This is a genomic window from Candidatus Omnitrophota bacterium, assembly GCA_016929445.1.
Taxonomy (GTDB): Bacteria; Omnitrophota; Gorgyraeia; order JAFGIU01; family JAFGIU01; genus JAFGIU01.
Genome location: JAFGIU010000011.1, coordinates 62,896 through 80,970 on the forward strand (window position 1 = coordinate 62,896; position 18,075 = coordinate 80,970).

An 18,075-nucleotide genomic window follows, 5' to 3' on the forward strand; every position below is an offset into this window, starting at 1 on the left:
AGGGGAGAAATATGAAAAAGACGCTTCTGATCACGCTGGGTGTCATCCTGGCGCTGGTTGTATTATTTTTCATGATTTTTGGCGGGGTTTACAACAAGCTGGTAGCCGCGGAGGAGGGCGTGAGCAGCGCCTGGGCCCAGGTCGAAAACGTGTACCAGCGCCGCGCGGATTTGGTGCCGAACTTGGTCAACACGGTCAAAGGTTTTGCCGCCCAGGAGAAGGATGTGTTGCAGGGGGTGGTGGAGGCCCGCTCCAAGGTCTCCCAAATGAACATCAATGCTTCGGATATCCTCAATGACCCGGCAGCTCTGCAACAATTCCAGGCAGTGCAGGGACAGTTGTCCTCGGCCCTGAGCAGGCTCCTGGTGACAGTGGTGCGCTATCCGGAGCTCAAGTCCAGCCAGAATTTTCTGACCCTGCAAACCCAGCTGGAGGGGACTGAAAACCGCATTACTGTGGAGCGCCGCCGTTTTAATGACGCGGCCAAGGGTTTCAATACCTTCCGGAGACAATTCCCGAATAATCTGATTGCGGGAATGATGGGATTCAAGTCCAAGGAATATTTCCAGGCAGATCAAGGCGCTGACAAAGCGCCGGTTGTCCAGTTTTGATGAAATTCCGTACGTTTGTTTCTGCGGGGCTTCTGCTTTGTCTGATCTTTGGGGGCGGGGCCTTCTCCCATGCCTTGGAGATTCCCGTCCGTCCGGAAGACTATGTCACTGACCGGGCCGCAATGCTTTCCCCCTCTGCCCGGGCTGAACTTAACCGCGCGTTGAAGCAGTTTGAGGCCCAGACCTCCAACCAAGTGGCCGTGGTCACCTTTGCGTCGGCGGAGGAGGAGTCCCTCGAGGATTTTTCCATTCGTCTGGCTGAAAAATGGAAACTGGGTCAAAAAGGCAAAGACAACGGCGTCATACTCCTCATTTTTAAACAAGAGCGCTTGATCCGGATCGAAGTGGGCTATGGCTTGGAAGGCTCCTTACCCGATGCTTTGGCAGGGCTCATTATCAGCCGGGAAATGGCCCCGTTGTTCCGTGAAGGGGACTATGAGACGGGTATTGCAAGGGGTGTGCAAGCCATCCTTCAAGCGGTGCAAGGCGAGTACAAGGTTCAAGCCTCTGGCCTGGACGGGCAAGGCGCGCATCCGGATATGGGGGCGCAATACCGGGCACTTTTCTTGCTAATCATGTTAGTGGTTCTGGTTCTGTTCCTGACGGACCTGTTTCGATACCGCACCTACCTTAATAACCATCGTGTCTACGCGAGTCGCTACAGTTTTTGGGAGTGGTTTTTTCGTTTCGCTTTGCTGTTGGCTGTTCTGTCCATCTTGTTCAGGATTGCTTTTTATACGGCCCTGATGTCCCGGGGCGGCTATAGCGGAGGCCGGGGAGGGGGTTTTTCCGGCGGCGGAGGGTCTTTTGGCGGGGGCGGCGCCAGCGGAGGCTGGTAAGAAAGGTTTGGCTATGAAGATTGAACGCGACATGAATCCTGCGCTTTTTTTCTCCCAAACGGAAAAGCAGGCCATCCGCCGGGCAGTGCGGGGGGCTGAAATGAAAACCTCGGGTGAGATCCGGGTGCATTTGGAACGAAAGGCGAGAGAGCCTTTTTTGGAGAATGCCGAAGAGGTTTTTGAGAAAACCGGAATGACCCGGACGGCCGAGCGCAACGGGGTGCTTATCTTTATTGGTCTGGCCAGCCGGCGCTATGCTATTCTCGGTGACAAAGGCATCCATGAGAAGGTTCCGGAAGGTTTTTGGGATAAAATCGCCCAACAGATGGGGGAGGAGTTCCGTCAAGACCGTTTTGCCGACGGCGTGGTGGCCGCTGTGGAGCAAATCGGAGAACGACTACAGGAATACTTTCCGTACCAGCGCGATGATGTCAACGAATTGCCGGACGAGATTTCGTATTCTTTGTGAGTGAGGTTCGCAATAGTATGAGCGTTGCTTTAAATCCCGTCCGTTCCGGGCGTCTGACATTTCCGTTCGGTGTTTACCCCCCGGAAAACAAAGAACTGTCTGTCAATGCGCCTATTGAAGTGCTTCCCACTCCAAAGCGGGTGGACATCCCGCTGTTGCAGCACACCGGGGCTCCCAATGAGCCTATTCACATCAAACCGAATACTCCTGTGGCCTTAGGGGATCTTGTGGGTCAGTGTGATGCGCATGTCACCGCTCCCATCCACGCCAGCATTGCCGGCACAACCACTCTGGGAGCCGTTACCACCCTTCCCAATGGCCGCCACGTGCGGTGCATCTCTCTCAAGGCGGAGGGCGAACAGCTCGAGGGCCGGGCCTTGTGGGAGGACCAGTTTGGCGGTGACTGGCCTGTGTCCGGGCTGGAGCCTTACGCCCCGGTGGAAATCGTGCAGGCGATACGCAGGGCGGGAATTGTGGGGCAAGGGGGAGCGGCCTTTCCCTCCCATATTAAAATAGCGGCGCCAAAAGAAAAGCCTGTTGAAACCGTTCTCATCAATGGATGCGAATGCGAGCCTTATCTGACTGCGGATGAGCGGCTGATGATCGAGGCGCCGGAGCCGGTGATCAGCGGTGCTTTACTGGTGCAGATCGCGACCGGCGCCAAGAACGTAATCATCGGAATTGAAGACCACATGCCGCAAGCATTCGAGGCCCTAAGGCGGGCGGCCCAAGGCACGGCTGTGGAAGTGCGGACGCTGAAGACCAAATACCCTCAGGGCGGGGAAAAACAGCTGGTTCTCGGCGTTTTAAACCGCGTGGTGCCTACCGGGGGCTTGCCCCTGGATGTGGGGGTGGTGGTGGTGAACGTGGGCACAGCAGCGGCCATTGCGCGCGCAGTGCTTCGACGCAAGCCTTTGACCCACCGGGTGGTCAGCGTGACCGGAAAAGGCATCCGCAACCCTAAGAACCTTTTGGTCCCGGTGGGCGTCAGCTATCGCAATTTGGTGGATTATTGCGGCGGATTGACTGGGGACGCGGCGCGTTTGGTTGCCGGGGGGCCGATGATGGGCTTTACTCTGGGGTCGCTGGACTCTCCGGTGACCAAGGGCACCAGCGGCCTCACTGTGCTGACTCACGGAGACTTGATTAAAAGCCAGGAGACATCCTGCATCCGCTGCGGGCGCTGTGTGGACGTGTGCCCCCTCAACCTGGTGCCGACCAAGATCGCGTTGGCTGTCCGGGCCAAGGACTGGGAATGGGCCGGCCGGTTCCATATCAAAGCCTGTATGGAATGCGGTTGTTGCGCCTATATCTGTCCGGCCCGAATTCCGCTGGTGCAGCTCATACGCACGGGCAAGGCTCTGCTGCCCAAGTGAAACATCGATAGAGACCAAAGATGATGAACGAAAATAATCCGAACCGGCTGCCTTCCATTCACGTGGCTCCGTCCCCTCATGTGGGAGCTGCCGGACTGAGCACCCAGCGTATGATGATCGATGTGCTGGTGGCCCTGATTCCGGTGATAGCGGCTTCGCTGTACGTATTCGGATGGTACGCGGTCCATCAAATCGGAATTTGCGTTTTGAGCTGCCTGATTTTTGAGGTTTTGTTCACCGCAATACGCGGGCGGCGGCCGAGCCTGGAAGATTGCTCTGCAGCCGTGACCGGTTTGATCCTGGCCTTGTCCATGCCTTGGAGCGTTCCTTGGTATGTGGGTGTGGTGGCCTCAGGGGTGGCGGTCGGCTTGGGTAAGGTGGTATTCGGGGGACTGGGCCAAAACATCTTCAACCCCGCGATGGTGGGCCGCGCTTTTGTGATGATCTCGTTCCCGGCCGCAATGGGGGTAGCGGCCTACACGCGCGGCGGGCATGCCTTGCAGATTCTGACTCAAGCCACTCCATTGACCTTGGCGGCGGAAGGCCACTCTGTGGGATTGATGTCTTTGTTTCTGGGGAACGTCAACGGGTCTTTGGGTGAAACCAGCGCGCTGGCCTGTTTGCTGGGGGGGACTTACTTGTGTGTGCGGCGCTCGGCTTCCTGGGAGATACCGGCCGGATGCTTGGGCGCAGTGGCCGTATTCGCGGGAATCGGAGAACTGCTGCACCCGGGCGGAAGCTTTACTTTTCTGCACCACTTGTTGGCGGGATCGCTGCTTTTTGGTGCTTTCTTTATTGCCACTGATCCGGTTACCAGCCCCTTGACTCCCAAAGGCAAGTGGTTGTTCGGCGCAGGGGTAGGGACTTTGGTCTTGATACTACGGGTATTTAGCAGTTACCCCGAGGGGGTGACTTTTGGGGTGTTGCTGATGAATGCAGGGGTTCCTCTGATTAACCGCTGGAGCATTCCGACTCCTTTAGGGGGCCCCGTGCCTCCGGCAAAATGACGGGCTTGTAAGGATGGGCATTCCGGTGATGAAAAAATTGAATACCGGCCTGGGTTACCTGAAGCAGGCGTGGCTGGTCTTGGTACTGGCCTTGGTCTTTGGCATGGCTCTGGCCAATGTGCAGGCGGCCCTGGGACCCCGGATTGAACAAAACAAGCTGGACGAGGCCCTTGAGCAAGTGCCTTTGCTGGTGCGTGGTGCGATTGCCGGGGTGCCGGTTGGACTCGGGGACAGCCGCGTCTACGGGGCCTTGGGAGCGGAGGGGGAGCTCCTTGGCTGGGTTGTGATGGGAAACGGGCAGGGATTTGCCGGCCGCATCGAACTGCTGATCGGCCTGGACAGGAGCTTGGATACGGTTACCGGGGTTTACGTGCTGGACCAGCGCGAAACACCGGGATTGGGAAACCACATCACGGACGAAAAGTGGCGCCTTCAGTTCTTGGGTAAGAAGACACATCTGCCTCTGGAAGTGATCAAGGAAGGGGTGCCGGCTGCTCACCAGATCGTGGCGGTTACAGGGGCGACCATTAGCTCAAAGAGTGTGGCCCAGGCCGTGAACAAGGCAGTGAATCTTGTGAGGAGCCGGAAGGATGTTTTGCAGCAAGAGACCCGGCGCCTCGAGCAGATGCAGCCTGCATCAAAACCAAGAGCAGGGGAATAGACATGGCCAAAGAAATGCCCACGGCTTTGGAACGCTTCCTCAACGGGATTCTGCCGGAAAATCCGGTTTACCGCCAGCTCTTGGGTCTGTGCCCGACCTTGGCCGTGACCAGCGGGGTTGCCAGCGCTATGACCATGGCAGGCGCAACTGCCTTTGTGTTGATTTGCTCCAATGTGATGACCAGCTTGATCCGGGGTTTTCTCAAACCGCATCTGCGTATCCTAATCTATACCCTGACGATTGCGACCTTTGTCACCATTGCCGACCGCTTTTTGGCCGCGTATATGTGGTCTATGAGCAAGCAGCTCGGGCCCTATGTGCCTTTAATTATCGTTAACTGCGTCATTGTTTGCCGCTGCGAAGTGTGCAGCAGCAAACAGCCGGTGTTTGTGGCCGCCTCGGATGCGCTTGGCCAGAGCCTGGGCTTTGGCCTGGCGCTGCTGAGTATTGCGTCGGTGCGCGAGGTCCTCGCAACCGGGGCCTGGGCCGGTCTGAGGGTTCTTCCCGACACCTGGCCCAACTGCGGGGCCATGGGATTACCGCCCGGCGCTTTTATCACCATGGGTTTATTGCTGGGATTAGTGAATTGGGTGTCCGCGCGCCGAAAGACCCTTAAAAGCAGCGCGGGAAGCGCCAAGTAAGCACGGAGTATCAGAGCATGGAATATTTGGGCACCATCGTGATGATTGCGGTAAGCACCGCGCTCATCAACAATTTTGTGCTGCATTATTTTGTCGGCATCTGTCCCTTTATCGGCGTATCGAGGCGGGTCGATATGGCCTTTGGGATGGGCTGCGCAGTGACTTTTGTTATGACCGTGGCCGCGGCCTTGAGTTGGGCCTTTACTTTCTTTCTTCTTCAGCCGGGCGCGCCGGTGACTGCCTGGGTGTGGCACGCAATCAATCCCGGGGCGGCGGAGACCGTGGATTTGAGCGTGCTCAATTATATTGTGTACATTTTTGTGATTGCCTCCTCGGTGCAACTGGTGGAGATGTACGTGCGCAAGTTTTTCCCCAAGCTTTACCGCTCTTTTGGGGTTTTCCTGCCGCTGATCACCACCAACTGCGCCATCCTGTTCGCCTGCCTCGAGATCATGAAGCACATTTCAGGAGTGACAGAGGGAGTCCACGCTTGGGGCCTGGACAAGGCCCTTATTTTTGCGCTTTTCGGAGGGCTTGGATTCACGTTAGCCATTGTGATCATGGCCGGGATTCGTGAGGAACTCGACTACTGCGATGTGCCGGTGTCGCTCAAAGGCCCGGGCATTACCTTGATTATTGCCGGGATTCTGGCTTTAGCCTTCATGGGATTTGCGGGAGTGGACGCGGGCCTCAGGAAAGGCCTGTCCCCGAAGCCTGAGGCAGTATCTCAAGTGGTAAAGGAGACCGCATGGCCACGTGGATAACGGTGGGCCTGGCCGGGGCGATTCTGTTGTTGTTGGCGGTTGCCATGGCCTATGTGCTGGGCTGGGCGAACCAGGCGCTTGCCGTGCAGGTTGATGCCAAAGTCATTGCTGTTGAATCGGCTCTTCCGGGGGCAAACTGCGGCGCCTGCGGTTATGTGGGATGCCGTGAATACGCCCAAGCCGTGCCCAAGGGAGAATCGATCACCAAATGCACGGTGGGCGGAATGGGCTGCGTCGCCGACCTGGCTAAAATCATGGGGGTGGAGGTCGAACAGACTTGGCCTTACCGGCCGGTTGTGCACTGCGGGGCGACCTCAGATCAGCGCTTGCAGAAGACCGAATACCTGGGCGAGCCCACTTGTGCTTCCGCCAATTTGGTGGCGGGGGTGCAAGGTTGCACCTACGGCTGCTTAGGCCTCAGCGACTGCGTGGTGGTCTGTGACTACGATGCGATCCATATTATCGATGGCCTGGCCGTGGTGGATTACGGCAAATGCACGGGGTGCGCCGCCTGTGCCAAGGCGTGCCCGCGGAATATTATCAGCATGGTGCCCTTTAAGTCCGAACGAATCTTTGCAGTCAAATGCTCCAATCAGGATTTTGGAAAGGAAGTCAAAGCGGTTTGCGAAGTGGGCTGTATCGGTTGCAAGGGTTGCGCCAAGACCTGCGATCTGTTCGAAATGGCGGGGAATCTTCCCAAGATCAACTATGAAGCCTACGATCCGGATCAGGTGGATTTCGGACCTGTGCTGGAAAAGTGCCCGATGAACAGCTTGGTGTGGGTGGGCAAGCCCAGCGAAAAGGATTTGGCCGCGGTTAAGGACCAGGAAGTCCCTGACGAGATCAAGGCGGATTTCAAAACCAGCGTCGACGACGCTGAATGGCGGGGTTAGCCTTCTCTTCCTTGCGGAAGATATCCTCTAAAGTTTTGGGCCCTTGATCAGCCGGGCCTTGAATCCCTTTGTCATGCGGATCTCAGGTTCACCCCCTTCGCCGCTGACGACCATGGCTTCAATACCCATATTCCGAGGCAGTGCATCCAGTCCGGGGATTCCGGCCACGCTCAGAGCCGTGGCCCAGGCATCGGCAGCAAGGGCAGTCGGGGCCAGCACAGTGACCGAAACTGCGTTGTGTGCCGGCATGCCGGTGCGCGGATCAATGATGTGGCTGTAACGCCGGCCCTGAATCTCGAAAAATCGGGCGTAGTCCCCGCTGGTGCACACGGCTCCTTCTTGGATGGACAGGCGGGCAAGGACCTTGCCGGGTTCGGCAGGATGCCGGATCCCGATTTGCCAGGCACCTCCATCGGGGCCCTGGCCGAAACACCGTAGATCGCCGCCCACATCGACCATGCCTCCCCGGCATCCGGCGGATTCCAATTCCTCAACGGCGCGGTCGATTCCGTAGCCTTTGGCAATACCGCCCAGATCCAACTGAACGGTGGAAAGGAGCTTGATTGCGGCGTCTTCGGTTAAGCTTATCGCGCTCCACCCGGATTGAACCCGCGCTTCTTGCAACCGGCCGGGGGAGGGCAGGGAGTTTTCGCGATCCGCTTGTCTCCACAATTGAATGAGAGGTCTGCAGGTCACATCAAAGCAACCGCCGGTCAACCGGTAATAGTGCTGAGCGGCATTCAGTACCTGCAGAGTTGAAGAGGAAAGGGGATATTGGCCGGGTCCTGAGGCATTCCAGCGGGCGAGTTCCGAGTAGTCGATGTAGCTGCTCATCCTGACTTCGGTTTCCCTGAGCCGGGCCTCGGCGCGTCCCAGCACGATATCGACCTGTGCCCGGGTGGTGGAGGCCGGCATGATTGCCACCAAGCGGCATTCGGTACTCATCACATCAGCCAGGTCTTGCGTGTAGGGGATTAGATTTTGCGAGGGTCCGGTCTTAAAGAAAGAAATGACTGTTATAACGCACAGGGCGGCCAAAAGGATGGGGCCGAGAAGCCTCCGGGTGTTTGTTTTCGCGATTGGGTAGTTCATTGCTTCGTAAGAATAGTAGGCTCTATCGGAGAAGTCAATGCGCGGTATAATGCTCCATGCTTTGTCCAAATTCCGGGAGTGAGGCTGAATGAGCGCGATACTTTCTGTTTCCAATCTTACCAAAGTCTATGCCGGGGGATTTCATGCGCTGAAGGGTGTCGACTTAGAAATCCGCAAAGGGGAGATCTTTGCCCTGCTCGGGCCCAACGGCGCCGGGAAAACCACGCTGATCAACACTATTTGCGGCATTGTGAAACCTACCGGAGGGGAAATCCGGGTGGCCGGGTTTGATGTCATCAAAGATTTCCGTGAGACTCGCTCCTTGATCGGAATGGTCCCCCAGGAGCTGACTAACGAGATGTTTGAAACCGTTTGGAATACGGTTAACTTTAGCCGGGGGGTTTTCGGTAAGCCAGCCAACAAAGCTCTGGTGGAAGAAATTCTCAAACAGTTGAGTTTGTGGGATAAGAAGGACAGCAAGACAATGACCCTGTCCGGCGGCATGAAGCGGCGCGTGATGATTGCCAAGGCCTTGTCGCATGAACCTCAGTTGTTGTTTCTGGACGAGCCTACTGCAGGGGTCGATGTAAATCTGAGGAAGGATATGTGGGAGCAAGTGCGAAATCTTCAGAAAACCGGGGTCACGATCATATTGACAACCCACTACATTGATGAAGCCGAGGAGATGGCCGACCGGATCGGAGTAATCAATCACGGCCAAATCATTGTCACGGATAATAAAATCGACCTGATGAAAAAGCTGGGGCGGAAACAACTGATTCTGGATTTGAGAGATCCGATCGCCGGGCTGCCTGCCCAATTATCGCGTTGGACTCTTGCGTCGAACGCCGAAGGAACGCGCCTGACTTACACCTATGATTCCAACAAGGACGATAACGGAATCTCGGAGCTTTTGGCCGGTTTGGGAGCCGCAGGCATCTATTACAAAGACATTCATACGGACCAGAGCTCTCTGGAAGATATCTTTATCGAATTGGTGAAGCCCTCATGAATTTTTACGCAATTAACGCGATCTATCGATTTGAAATGGCCCGCTGGCTGCGCACGATCGCCCAGAGTATTGCTTCGCCGGTAATTTCTACCACCCTCTATTTTGTCGTGTTCGGCTCGGCTCTCGGTTCCCGCATCCATGAAATCGACGGGGTGAGTTACGGGTCTTTTATTGTGCCCGGGCTGATAATGCTGGCGGTGCTTACGGAAAGCCTTGCCAATGCTTCCTTCGGCATCTATTTCCCGAGGTTTACCGGAAATATCTATGAGATTCTTTCCGCGCCGCTGGATTATGCCGAGATTTTGATCGGGTACGTGGGGGCCGCGTCGAGCAAATCCATTGTTCTGGGCTTGCTGATCTTGGCTACAGCCGCTTTCTTTGTGCCGCTGCAGATTGTACATCCTTGGGTGATGCTCTTCTTTCTGCTGCTGACTTCACTGACCTTCAGCCTGTTTGGTTTTATCATCGGGATCTGGGCGGACGGATTTGAAAAACTGCAGATTATCCCGCGTCTGATTATTACTCCCTTGGCGTTTTTGGGGGGCAGCTTCTATACCATCGAGATGCTTCCGCCCTTTTGGCAGAAGGTTTCCATGTTTAATCCCGTGGTCTATCTGATCAGCGGATTCCGCTGGAGTTTTTATGAAACCGCAGATGTCAGCCTGGGGCTGAGCCTGCTGATGATCGGCGGTTTTCTGGCCGCCTCTATTGTTTTGGTGAGGTGGATTTTTGCAACGGGGTACAGGCTGAAAAATTAGCGGGTGGAGCCTTGATGGCGGAGTGCTTTGAGTTTGGGGTCGGCCAGGTACTCGTCCAGGGTGAGATCAGGTTGATCGATATAGGTGCCGTTTGGCAGAAACTCGATGATCCGGTTTGCCACGGTTTGAACAAATTCGTGGTCATGGGAAGCGAAAATGAGGCTTCCCTTATACTTGATCAGTCCCTGGTTGAGCGCGGTGATGGATTCCAGGTCCAAATGGTTGGTGGGTTCATCGAGTAATAAGACATTGGCTCCGCTCAGCATCATCTTGGCCAACATGCACCGGACTTTTTCACCGCCTGAAAGCACGTTGACGGACTTTTGGGATTCCTCCCCGGAGAACAGCACTCTCCCGAGAAAGCCCCGGATGTAGGTTTCGTGGGGATCTTTAGAGTATTGCCGCAGCCATTCCACCAGATTCTGATCCGAATTAAAGTAAGTGGTGTTGTCTTTAGGATAGTAAGCCTGTGTGGTTGAGATGCCCCAGCGGTACTCCCCGGCAGTGGGTTCCAACTCACCCATCAAAATGCGCAGCAAAGAAGTCTTCAGGAGGTCGTTGGCGCCCAGGAGAGCAATCTTGTCTCCCCGGTTGAGCATCAAATTGAAGTCCGCAAACATGGTTTGGCCTTCAGCTTCATAACTGAGTCCTTCGACGGTGAGAAGATGGTTCCCGGCTTCCCGGTCCTGGGTGAAGTCGATCCAAGGATATTTTCGGCTGGAAGGCTTGATATCTTCCAGTGTCAGGGAATCCAGGAGCTTTTTTCTGGAAGTCGCTTGCTTCGACTTGGAAGCGTTGGCGCTAAACCGGGCGATAAATTCTTGAAGCTCCTTGCGTTTAGCCGCGTCCTTTTTGTTGGCGTCCCGTTTTTGCTTGAGAGCGAGTTCGCTGGACTCCCGCCAGAAATCGTAGTTTCCGGTGAAAAGCTGGATCTTTCCGAAATCGATGTCCGCGATATGGGTGCACACCCTGTTGAGAAAGTGACGGTCGTGGGAGACAACGATGGCGGTGTTCTTGAATTCAAGCAAGAACTCTTCCAAGGTCAGGGCGGTTTCCATGTCGAGCTGGTTGGTAGGCTCGTCCAGAAGCAAGATATCGGGGTTGCCGAACAGGGCCTGTGCCAGCATGACCCGGACTTTCTGTCCGCCTTCCAGCTGTTTCATCTGAAGCTGGTGCAAATTCTGGTCTACCCCCAAATCCGCCAGCAGCTTGGCCGCTTCGGGCTCGGCATTCCAACCGTCCAAATCGGCGAACTCGGTTTCCAGATCTGCGATGCGCATTCCGTCTTCGTTGCTGTGCTCACTCTTCGCGTAGATTGCGTCCTTTTCCTGCATGATTTCGTACAGGCGCTGATGGCCCATGATAACTACCGTAAGAACGGAAAACTCATCGTAGGCAAAGTGGTCCTGCTTGAGCAGGGATATGCGCTCATTGGGCGGGACCATGATATGCCCGCGAGTGGGCTCCAACTGGCCGGCAAGTATCTTGAGGAAGGTGGATTTTCCCGAACCGTTGGCGCCGATCAGTCCGTAACAGCGGCCGGCGGAGAAGTCGATATCCACCTTCTCGAACAGAGTTCGCTGGCCAAATTGCAGGGAAATGCTTCTTGCTGAAATCACGCTAGTGCTTTCTGTAATATGGATTAGATTCGAAAAAGCGGGTGCTGCAGCGGAGTGCCGGTACAAGTATTGCAGTATGATAACACAGAAACCCCTAAATTCTTAAATCCAGCAACATTCGACAAAGTCTGATAAAGTAGCTGATCTCCGCGAAAGGGAAAAGACAGTCCGATGCCAAATCAAAAACGAAGAAAAGATGTCCGGAATGTGGCGATCATTGCCCATGTCGATCATGGAAAAACGACGCTTGTGGACGCATTGCTAAAGCAGACCGGAGCCCATAAATTTTTGGAGGGCGAAAGCACGATCATGGACTCCAATGACTTGGAAAGAGAACGGGGCATCACGATCTTCTCCAAGAATGCCTCGCTCCAGTATAAGGACACGCTGCTCAACATCGTGGATACCCCCGGCCACGCGGATTTTGGCAGTGAGGTGGAGCGGATACTCCGGATGGTGGACGGAGTGTTGCTGTTGGTGGATGCCTTTGAAGGCCCCATGCCCCAAACCAAGTTTGTTCTAAAGAAATCATTGGAGCTGCATCTGAAACCGATTTTGGTCGTCAATAAAGTGGACCGGCCCAATGCCCGCCCTGAGGCAGTCCAAGACATGACGTTTGACTTGTTTTGTGAACTCAATGCTACGGACGAGCAGATGGATTTTGCCATTGTGTACGCCTCGGGAAAGGAAGGATGGGCCAAGATTGAGTTGGATGACGAAAACACCGATATGCAACCGCTGCTGGATACCATTCTGCACCGGGTATTGCCTCCGGTAGCTGACCCGGACTTGACCTTCAGGATGCTTGTGACCATGTTGGACTACAACTCTTACGTGGGACGTATTGCTATAGGCCGGGTTTCTGAAGGCAAGGTGACGGTGGGGGATCCGTTAGTGGTGCTTAAACATGATGGTTCTCAGGCCAAGGGTAAAGTGACGCGGATTATGAAATACCGGGGCCTGGTGAGATACGAAACGGACACGGCGGAAGCGGGAGATATTATTTGCCTGGCCGGGGTGGAGGATATCAGTGTGGGGGAAACGCTGGCCTCCCCGGCAAATCCAAGCGCCCTGCCTACCATCAAGATCGACGAGCCGACCATTTCCATGAACTTTTCCCACAATACCAGTCCTTTGGCTGGCAAAGACGGCGGGCGTTTTCTGACTTCGCGTCATGTCCGGGAACGTCTTCAGCATGAGGCTATGATGAATGTGGGGATCCGGATTGACGAGGTGGACGGGGGAGAGCGCTTTAAGGTTTCGGGCAGGGGCGAGTTGCATTTGTCCATCCTAATCGAAACCATGCGGCGTGAAGGTTACGAACTGGAAGTCTCGAGGCCGAGGGTCATCCTCAAGGAAGCTGCCGGAGTGCTTTTGGAGCCTGTGGAAGAGCTGGTCATTGACGTGGACGAAGAATACCAGGGGGCTGTGATCGAGAAGCTGGGCAATCGCAGGGCGGAATTGAGGAAGCTTGAGCAGAGCGCCGTGGGAACGGTGCGATTGGAATTTCTGATTACTTCACGGGCCTTGATTGGATTCCGGAGTGAATTTCTCATGATGACCCGCGGTTCAGGGATTATGTATCAAAATTTTCATGAATACCAAGAATTCAAAGGAGAAATTCCCGGCCGGGGTGTGGGGGTGCAGGTTTCACAAACGAACGGGAATGCGGTTGCTTTTGCGCTCAACGGCCTGCAGGAACGCGGTGAGATTTTTGTCCACCCGGGGGACCGGCTTTACGAAGGAATGATCGTCGGTGCCTGTAATAAGGGGAATGATATGGTGGTCAACGCGACCAAAGAGAAAAATTTGACCAATATGCGGGCGGCCGGTTCCGATGACGCGATCCGTCTAACCCCTCCGCGGGAGATGACTTTGGAGTTCGCCCTTGAGTTCATCGACGACGGGGAACTGGTGGAAGTCACCCCGAAGAATATCCGCTTGAGAAAGCAGCACCTCACCGAAGTCGGGCGCAGGCGGGCAGCCAAGAAAGCGGCCCGGGCTTGCTAGCAGCGATAGGACCTATTACTCCAAGTGTTTTACTCGATCACGCAGCATAAGGGGAGGACGCGCATTGGGAGGAAGACCGACGGGCGTGCCCGGGGCGCCACACGTGGCCGCCACCGGTCCTTGTTAAGTTACGTAATCTATAGACCAACACGCAGGTGGCAGGCATGCTTGATTTAAGCCAAGTCTACGATCAGGGGTTCTATTCCGGGCATCTGGAAGGTTCCCTGAGTTCGGCGAAGGTGATTCTGGGTCTGCTCTTTGACTTCTACCACCCAAAATCGGTCATTGATATTGGATGTGGCTACGGCGCTTGGTTAGCAGTCGCAAAGAGCCTTGGGAGTATTACTTTGAGGGGCCTGGATGGAGATTGGATCGGGGAGGATAATCTGATAGACAGCTCGATCGAGTTTACATCAGTGAACTTCGAACGCGATATTGAAATTCAGCAGAGATTTGATTTATGCCTCTGTCTTGAAGTTGCAGAACATATTTCCGAGGGGCAAGCCGGGGCTTTTGTTAATCTTCTGTGTAGAGTTTCCGATGTTATTGTGTTTAGTGCCGCCGTCAAGGGGCAGGGGGGGACTAACCATATCAATGAGCAATGGCCCAGCTACTGGATCGAACGATTTCGTTCCGGAGGCTACGAGTGTTTCGACATATTTAGAGGAAGAATCTGGAATGATGAAAGGGTTGTGTGGTGGTACAGGCAGAATGTGCTGCTTTTTGTGAATACCCAGGTCCTTGGAAGTCTGTTTGATCCGGGCGATCTAAGGGACTTGGAGAGAAAAGTTTTCGATATGGTGCACCCTGCCCACTATGAATGCCGGAGCAAGGAGTATAGGAACACACTGGAGGCCCCCACCCTTAGGTCCTGCATCAGGATGTTCGGACGCTATTTGCTCAAAAAAATTAAAGAATGAACAGTGGTTTTTAGCGAACTCCTAGGTGTTGGGCGGTATAGGACTTCTCCACCCCGGCATTGACTGCTTTGAGCAAGTGATCTTGCTCAAAGGGCTTGGGTATGTAATCGTAGGCGCCTAAGCGGATTGCCTCTTGTGCGATCTCCATGCTGTGGTAGGCGGTCAGCACAAGAATGGGCAGCTTCTTGTCTGTTTGACGGATCTTGCGAAGCGTCTCAATACCGCTCATCCGGGGCAGTTTTAGATCCAGAATGAGCAAATCAGGCTGCTTCTGCTTGAGATAGTTCAACACAGCTTCGCCGTCTTCGGCCATTACCACGTCATACTCGTCCTCCAAAACCAGAGCCACAGAGCGCCGGACTCCTTCTTCGTCATCGCAAACCAAGACGCGTGCCCTTGCCATTGATTACCTCCCTAATGCCTCTGTTAGGGGAATTCCGGGCAGTTCCAGCTCCACGGAAGTCCCCGCGCCGGGAGAACTGCGGAATCGCACCTTCCCCCGGTGTTCTTCAACGATTGTTTTCACAATAGCCAGTCCCAGTCCCGTGCCACCGGACTTGTTTGTAAAAAATGGCTGGCCCAATTTCGCGAGAATATAATCCGACATGCCTTCACCGCTATCCTGGATACAAAGAGATTGCTTTCCGTCGTTGGAGCTGGTCATGACGGTGATTCTGCCTCCCCGGGGAACTGCCTCGATGGCGTTGAGGAGGAGGTTGACCAGTACCTGTCTGAACTGGATAGGGTCCACTTCGCAGGGATCTGTTGTCTGGTACCAGCGCCTAAGCTGGATTTCCTTATCCACTAACTGAGGGTTGAGCATCTGCAAGACCTCGTCCATAAGAGTGCTCAATTGGAGGGACTCAAATGAGAGTGGTATGGGGCGCGCAAAGGTCAGCACCTGCCGCACAATACGATCGATTTTGGTCACCTCTTGGGGCACCAGGCGCGAGAATTCATCCCGGAATAAGGGGTCTTCATAGCGAGTCTGCAATTTCTCGGCAAGAATCTTGATTGTGGTAAGCGGATTCTTAATTTCGTGAGCCATGCCGGCCGCAAAGATCCCTACAGAACGCTCCTGGTCGGCGTGCAAGAGATGCGATTCCAATACCTGGCGTTCCTCGGCCAACTGCGGCAAGGAGCCCCGGAAAAAACGTTGGTCCAGCCGGGTCTGTATGTGTTGCAGCAGGGGAATGAAGGTGAGCGCCAAGAGCAGGGTGGCCCCGGCTGTGACGAGCAAAGAATGGTAGCCGAGGAAGTAGCGCGCACAGTTTTCTATACCAAGCACGAACATGAGATATCCGACCGTGAGCAACGCGGTAATCAAGGAATAGAGTACCGCGCGGACAATTACGATTCCCGTGTTCATAAGCTGGTGTCTGAAAATCGCGTAAGTCAAAGGAATGACAAACAAGAAGATCAAATCGCCGAGAGGGCAGAAGGGAATATCGTAGGAAAGAGGGATTGTGGTAGCCCCCAAACCAAATCCCACTATACTGGCGATCAGTGTAAGGACAAGAGGCCTGAGTGCAGTCTCGGAAGCATGGTGAAATCGAGCAATGAGCACCGCATGCCCGAGCATGACATTTGCCGTGAAGGTTAATAGGAACAGCCAGGACAAGGGGCCATATGTGGGGTAATAGGCATACCACAGGCGCGGCTTCACGCCTTCAACCACCCATGGGGTTAATAGGGTCATCAAGGCAACTCCGGTTGCCAATAGGTAGAGGATTCGGGTCAGAACGGGGTTGGAAGGGTGCCTGGTCAGCGACGACACGGTCTGTTGGAACAGAACCGGGATAAAGCAGGCGAGTGCGACGGCCAGCCGTGAAGTCCACAGGACCCAGTGTTCGCTAGGCACAACAGCCAAAAGATAAAAGACGCTCCACAGAGAGACTGAAACACTGATGGCAAACCAGAGCCGGCTGGCAGGTTCTTTGGGATTGTGGCGGAGCGTGAAGATTCCCAGAGCAAGGATGCTCAAGGCACTCAGGGTCGATCCTATGACATGTATGAGAACCATTGCTTTAGCTCTTCAACTATTAAAGTGCGGGAGGGCTCGTCACACAAACACAGCGCGCGCGTTTCTTGCCTATATTCCGGAAGTGGTGTTTTAGAGAAGCATCAAAGTAGATGGTCTGCTGAGGTCCCAAAACATAAGCAGTTCCGTTGACAAACACTTCCATGTTCCCCTCAAGCTGCAAGACAAATTTCTCGGTGCCGGAACCGGTTTGTTCCCATTGAGTTTCTCCTCCGGGATCAATGGTGATGAACACGGGCATCATTTGCTTTTTGAGAATATCTGTGGTGAGCACGGTCATGCTGGATTTGCCCGCAGTGTGCAAATAAACATCCTGCCGAGACTCCGGCGATTGAACAGTGACCGCATCGCGCTCCTTGCCGTTCCCCAGATCCCCGTAAAGTTCCGACATGTTGACATCCATGGCGCGGGTGAGATCCACGTGGGACTTCAGCGTGCCGGTCATCTTACCGGTTTCAATGCGGCTGATTGTGCCGGGGTCAACGCCCGAAAGCTGGGAGAGTTTCTTGAGAGTGAGGGACTTGGAACGCCGGAGTTCGCGAAGCCTCGGGCCTATTTGCATGCACGGCTCCTTGGGGTATTGGCCGAAGGGGTCAATTTGCCAGCCCCGGCAGCTTAGCAAGAAATTGAAGAAAATTCAAACTCTTCGCGCAGATGGGGGGCATTTTAAAAGAGAAGCGCGTCCGTAAGGGTGGTACAAAAGGCATCCTTTTGGGTATACTACCGCTAGGGTTCTGGACAAGTTCCAGAGATTGTTGGGGAAAAAGTACCGGAGCAACTCGCTATACATGGAGGTGATCAGTGAAAGCAAGGGTTTGGATGAGCGTTGTTTTTGGTTTGGCTTTTGTCCTGTCTCAAGCCGGGCCGGTATTTGCCGGGGATGTGGCCACTGTGTCGTTTAGCAAGGATAGCCCGGCCAGTGAGTGGGTCCAAGGAATGGACTACGGAGACCAGGCCTGGGGGAAGCTGGGCTTTGGAATAAAGAATCTCTTTTTGGGCTGGACCTCGATTATCCGGGATACCGAGGCTGCCGGGGATGCCGGCGATAACCGCGCTTGGGGATTTACCAAGGGTGTGGGGAACGGAATTCTGACCATGGTGGGCGGTTTGGCCCATGCGGTGACTTTCCCGATCACCAAATTGGACGTGAGCTTGCCGCACGGCGGTGTTCTAACGGATTAGTAGTTCAGGGCTCAGCTAGGAATTTGAGACTAAGTCCCTACCCTGAAAGGGGTAGGGACTTTTTTGTCTCGAGCTGGATACGAGGAGTGGGGTACTTTTGTAAAGTTCTGTCAGGCAATAAGTTGCGTATGATTTCTATCAGAGTCAACATTTTTGTTTTGGGAGAAAATATAAGACTTT

18 protein-coding genes and 1 pseudogene are annotated in these 18,075 nt (G+C 54.6%); 14 read left to right on the forward strand and 5 right to left on the reverse strand.

What is annotated here, in order from left to right; genetic code table 11:
* Positions 1 to 11 precede the first annotated feature (11 nt).
* The 9 genes and pseudogenes from JW937_01370 (at position 12) to JW937_01410 (ending at position 7,261) form a co-directional block, all read left to right on the forward strand.
* Complete coding sequence (locus tag JW937_01370; protein MBN1586060.1) at positions 12 to 611, forward strand: LemA family protein; 600 nt, start codon at positions 12 to 14, stop codon at positions 609 to 611.
* A 755-nt stretch (positions 612 to 1,366) separates the two neighbouring features.
* Positions 1,367 to 1,450: pseudogene (locus tag JW937_01375) on the forward strand (methanol dehydrogenase).
* 31 nt (positions 1,451 to 1,481) lie between these two features.
* Positions 1,482 to 1,919, forward strand: a complete 438-nt coding sequence (locus JW937_01380; GenBank protein MBN1586061.1) for a TPM domain-containing protein — start codon at positions 1,482 to 1,484, stop codon at positions 1,917 to 1,919.
* Between the two features lie 17 nt (positions 1,920 to 1,936).
* Positions 1,937 to 3,295, forward strand: coding sequence for an electron transport complex subunit RsxC (rsxC, locus tag JW937_01385; GenBank protein ID MBN1586062.1), 1,359 nt, complete (start codon positions 1,937 to 1,939; stop codon positions 3,293 to 3,295).
* 20 nt (positions 3,296 to 3,315) lie between these two features.
* Positions 3,316 to 4,302 carry an RnfABCDGE type electron transport complex subunit D gene (locus JW937_01390; protein ID MBN1586063.1) on the forward strand — a complete coding sequence of 329 codons (987 nt, stop codon included), beginning with the start codon at positions 3,316 to 3,318 and terminating at the stop codon, positions 4,300 to 4,302.
* 28 nt (positions 4,303 to 4,330) lie between these two features.
* Entirely contained in the window at positions 4,331 to 4,963 is a 633-nt protein-coding gene (locus JW937_01395) for an FMN-binding protein (GenBank protein ID MBN1586064.1), read from the forward strand.
* Between the two features lie 2 nt (positions 4,964 to 4,965).
* Positions 4,966 to 5,604, forward strand: coding sequence for an electron transport complex subunit RsxE (locus tag JW937_01400; protein MBN1586065.1), 639 nt, complete (start codon positions 4,966 to 4,968; stop codon positions 5,602 to 5,604).
* Between the two features lie 17 nt (positions 5,605 to 5,621).
* Entirely contained in the window at positions 5,622 to 6,368 is a 747-nt protein-coding gene (locus JW937_01405) for an RnfA-Nqr electron transport subunit (GenBank protein MBN1586066.1), read from the forward strand.
* Complete coding sequence (locus JW937_01410; GenBank protein ID MBN1586067.1) at positions 6,353 to 7,261, forward strand: RnfABCDGE type electron transport complex subunit B; 909 nt, start codon at positions 6,353 to 6,355, stop codon at positions 7,259 to 7,261. The genes JW937_01405 and JW937_01410 overlap by 16 nt, the downstream gene beginning before the upstream one ends.
* A 27-nt stretch (positions 7,262 to 7,288) precedes the next feature.
* Here the strand turns inward: JW937_01410 and JW937_01415 are convergent, their stop codons facing one another.
* Positions 7,289 to 8,353, reverse strand: a complete 1,065-nt coding sequence (locus JW937_01415; GenBank protein MBN1586068.1) for an FAD:protein FMN transferase — start codon at positions 8,351 to 8,353, stop codon at positions 7,289 to 7,291.
* Between the two features lie 88 nt (positions 8,354 to 8,441).
* On the opposite strand from JW937_01415, the gene JW937_01420 reads away from it, so the two are divergent.
* Complete coding sequence (locus JW937_01420) at positions 8,442 to 9,365, forward strand: ABC transporter ATP-binding protein (protein ID MBN1586069.1); 924 nt, start codon at positions 8,442 to 8,444, stop codon at positions 9,363 to 9,365.
* The gene (locus tag JW937_01425; GenBank protein MBN1586070.1) at positions 9,362 to 10,123 is read left to right on the forward strand and encodes an ABC transporter permease; all 762 of its coding nucleotides are present in this window, start codon (positions 9,362 to 9,364) and stop codon (positions 10,121 to 10,123) included. Before JW937_01420 ends, JW937_01425 begins: the two co-directional genes overlap by 4 nt.
* On the opposite strand, the gene JW937_01430 is transcribed toward JW937_01425, so the two are convergent.
* A complete protein-coding gene (locus tag JW937_01430) occupies positions 10,120 to 11,742 on the reverse strand; it encodes an ATP-binding cassette domain-containing protein (GenBank protein ID MBN1586071.1) in 1,623 nt (540 codons plus the stop codon). The two genes, JW937_01425 and JW937_01430, sit on opposite strands and share 4 nt — an antisense overlap.
* A 171-nt stretch (positions 11,743 to 11,913) precedes the next feature.
* Between JW937_01430 and typA the strand changes: the two genes are divergently transcribed.
* Together typA and JW937_01440 are read left to right on the forward strand one after the other, a co-directional pair.
* Positions 11,914 to 13,752, forward strand: a complete 1,839-nt coding sequence (typA, locus tag JW937_01435) for a translational GTPase TypA (GenBank protein ID MBN1586072.1) — start codon at positions 11,914 to 11,916, stop codon at positions 13,750 to 13,752.
* A 164-nt stretch (positions 13,753 to 13,916) separates the two neighbouring features.
* A complete protein-coding gene (locus tag JW937_01440; GenBank protein MBN1586073.1) occupies positions 13,917 to 14,672 on the forward strand; it encodes a hypothetical protein in 756 nt (251 codons plus the stop codon).
* 10 nt (positions 14,673 to 14,682) lie between these two features.
* On the opposite strand, the gene JW937_01445 is transcribed toward JW937_01440, so the two are convergent.
* The 3 genes from JW937_01445 to JW937_01455 are packed head-to-tail and all read right to left on the reverse strand — an operon-like array spanning position 14,683 to position 17,275.
* Positions 14,683 to 15,075, reverse strand: coding sequence for a response regulator (locus tag JW937_01445; protein MBN1586074.1), 393 nt, complete (start codon positions 15,073 to 15,075; stop codon positions 14,683 to 14,685).
* Positions 15,076 to 15,078: 3 nt separating this feature from the next.
* Positions 15,079 to 16,695, reverse strand: coding sequence for a GHKL domain-containing protein (locus tag JW937_01450; GenBank protein ID MBN1586075.1), 1,617 nt, complete (start codon positions 16,693 to 16,695; stop codon positions 15,079 to 15,081).
* 19 nt (positions 16,696 to 16,714) lie between these two features.
* Positions 16,715 to 17,275 (reverse strand): cupin domain-containing protein, encoded by a 561-nt coding sequence (locus tag JW937_01455; GenBank protein ID MBN1586076.1) that lies wholly within the window; start codon positions 17,273 to 17,275, stop codon positions 16,715 to 16,717.
* Positions 17,276 to 17,514: 239 nt separating this feature from the next.
* Here JW937_01455 and JW937_01460 point away from each other — a divergent pair, with 239 nt between their 5' ends.
* The gene (locus tag JW937_01460; protein ID MBN1586077.1) at positions 17,515 to 17,895 is read left to right on the forward strand and encodes a hypothetical protein; all 381 of its coding nucleotides are present in this window, start codon (positions 17,515 to 17,517) and stop codon (positions 17,893 to 17,895) included.
* The last annotated feature ends 180 nt before the right edge of the window (positions 17,896 to 18,075 follow it).

Excerpts from the sequence above, each read along its gene's own strand:
- JW937_01370 (MBN1586060.1), top strand. The coding sequence starts at position 12 with ATGAAAAAGACGCTTCTGATCACGCTGGGTGTCATCCTGGCGCTGGTT.
- JW937_01380 (MBN1586061.1), top strand. The coding sequence starts at position 1,482 with ATGAATCCTGCGCTTTTTTTCTCCCAAACGGAAAAGCAGGCCATCCGC.
- rsxC (MBN1586062.1), top strand. The coding sequence starts at position 1,937 with ATGAGCGTTGCTTTAAATCCCGTCCGTTCCGGGCGTCTGACATTTCCG.
- JW937_01390 (MBN1586063.1), top strand. The coding sequence starts at position 3,316 with ATGATGAACGAAAATAATCCGAACCGGCTGCCTTCCATTCACGTGGCT.
- JW937_01395 (MBN1586064.1), top strand. The coding sequence starts at position 4,331 with ATGAAAAAATTGAATACCGGCCTGGGTTACCTGAAGCAGGCGTGGCTG.
- JW937_01400 (MBN1586065.1), top strand. The coding sequence starts at position 4,966 with ATGGCCAAAGAAATGCCCACGGCTTTGGAACGCTTCCTCAACGGGATT.
- JW937_01405 (MBN1586066.1), top strand. The coding sequence starts at position 5,622 with ATGGAATATTTGGGCACCATCGTGATGATTGCGGTAAGCACCGCGCTC.
- JW937_01410 (MBN1586067.1), top strand. The coding sequence starts at position 6,353 with ATGGCCACGTGGATAACGGTGGGCCTGGCCGGGGCGATTCTGTTGTTG.
- JW937_01415 (MBN1586068.1), bottom strand. The coding sequence starts at position 8,353 with ATGAACTACCCAATCGCGAAAACAAACACCCGGAGGCTTCTCGGCCCC.
- JW937_01420 (MBN1586069.1), top strand. The coding sequence starts at position 8,442 with ATGAGCGCGATACTTTCTGTTTCCAATCTTACCAAAGTCTATGCCGGG.
- JW937_01425 (MBN1586070.1), top strand. The coding sequence starts at position 9,362 with ATGAATTTTTACGCAATTAACGCGATCTATCGATTTGAAATGGCCCGC.
- typA (MBN1586072.1), top strand. The coding sequence starts at position 11,914 with ATGCCAAATCAAAAACGAAGAAAAGATGTCCGGAATGTGGCGATCATT.
- JW937_01440 (MBN1586073.1), top strand. The coding sequence starts at position 13,917 with ATGCTTGATTTAAGCCAAGTCTACGATCAGGGGTTCTATTCCGGGCAT.
- JW937_01445 (MBN1586074.1), bottom strand. The coding sequence starts at position 15,075 with ATGGCAAGGGCACGCGTCTTGGTTTGCGATGACGAAGAAGGAGTCCGG.
- JW937_01450 (MBN1586075.1), bottom strand. The coding sequence starts at position 16,695 with ATGGTTCTCATACATGTCATAGGATCGACCCTGAGTGCCTTGAGCATC.
- JW937_01455 (MBN1586076.1), bottom strand. The coding sequence starts at position 17,275 with ATGCAAATAGGCCCGAGGCTTCGCGAACTCCGGCGTTCCAAGTCCCTC.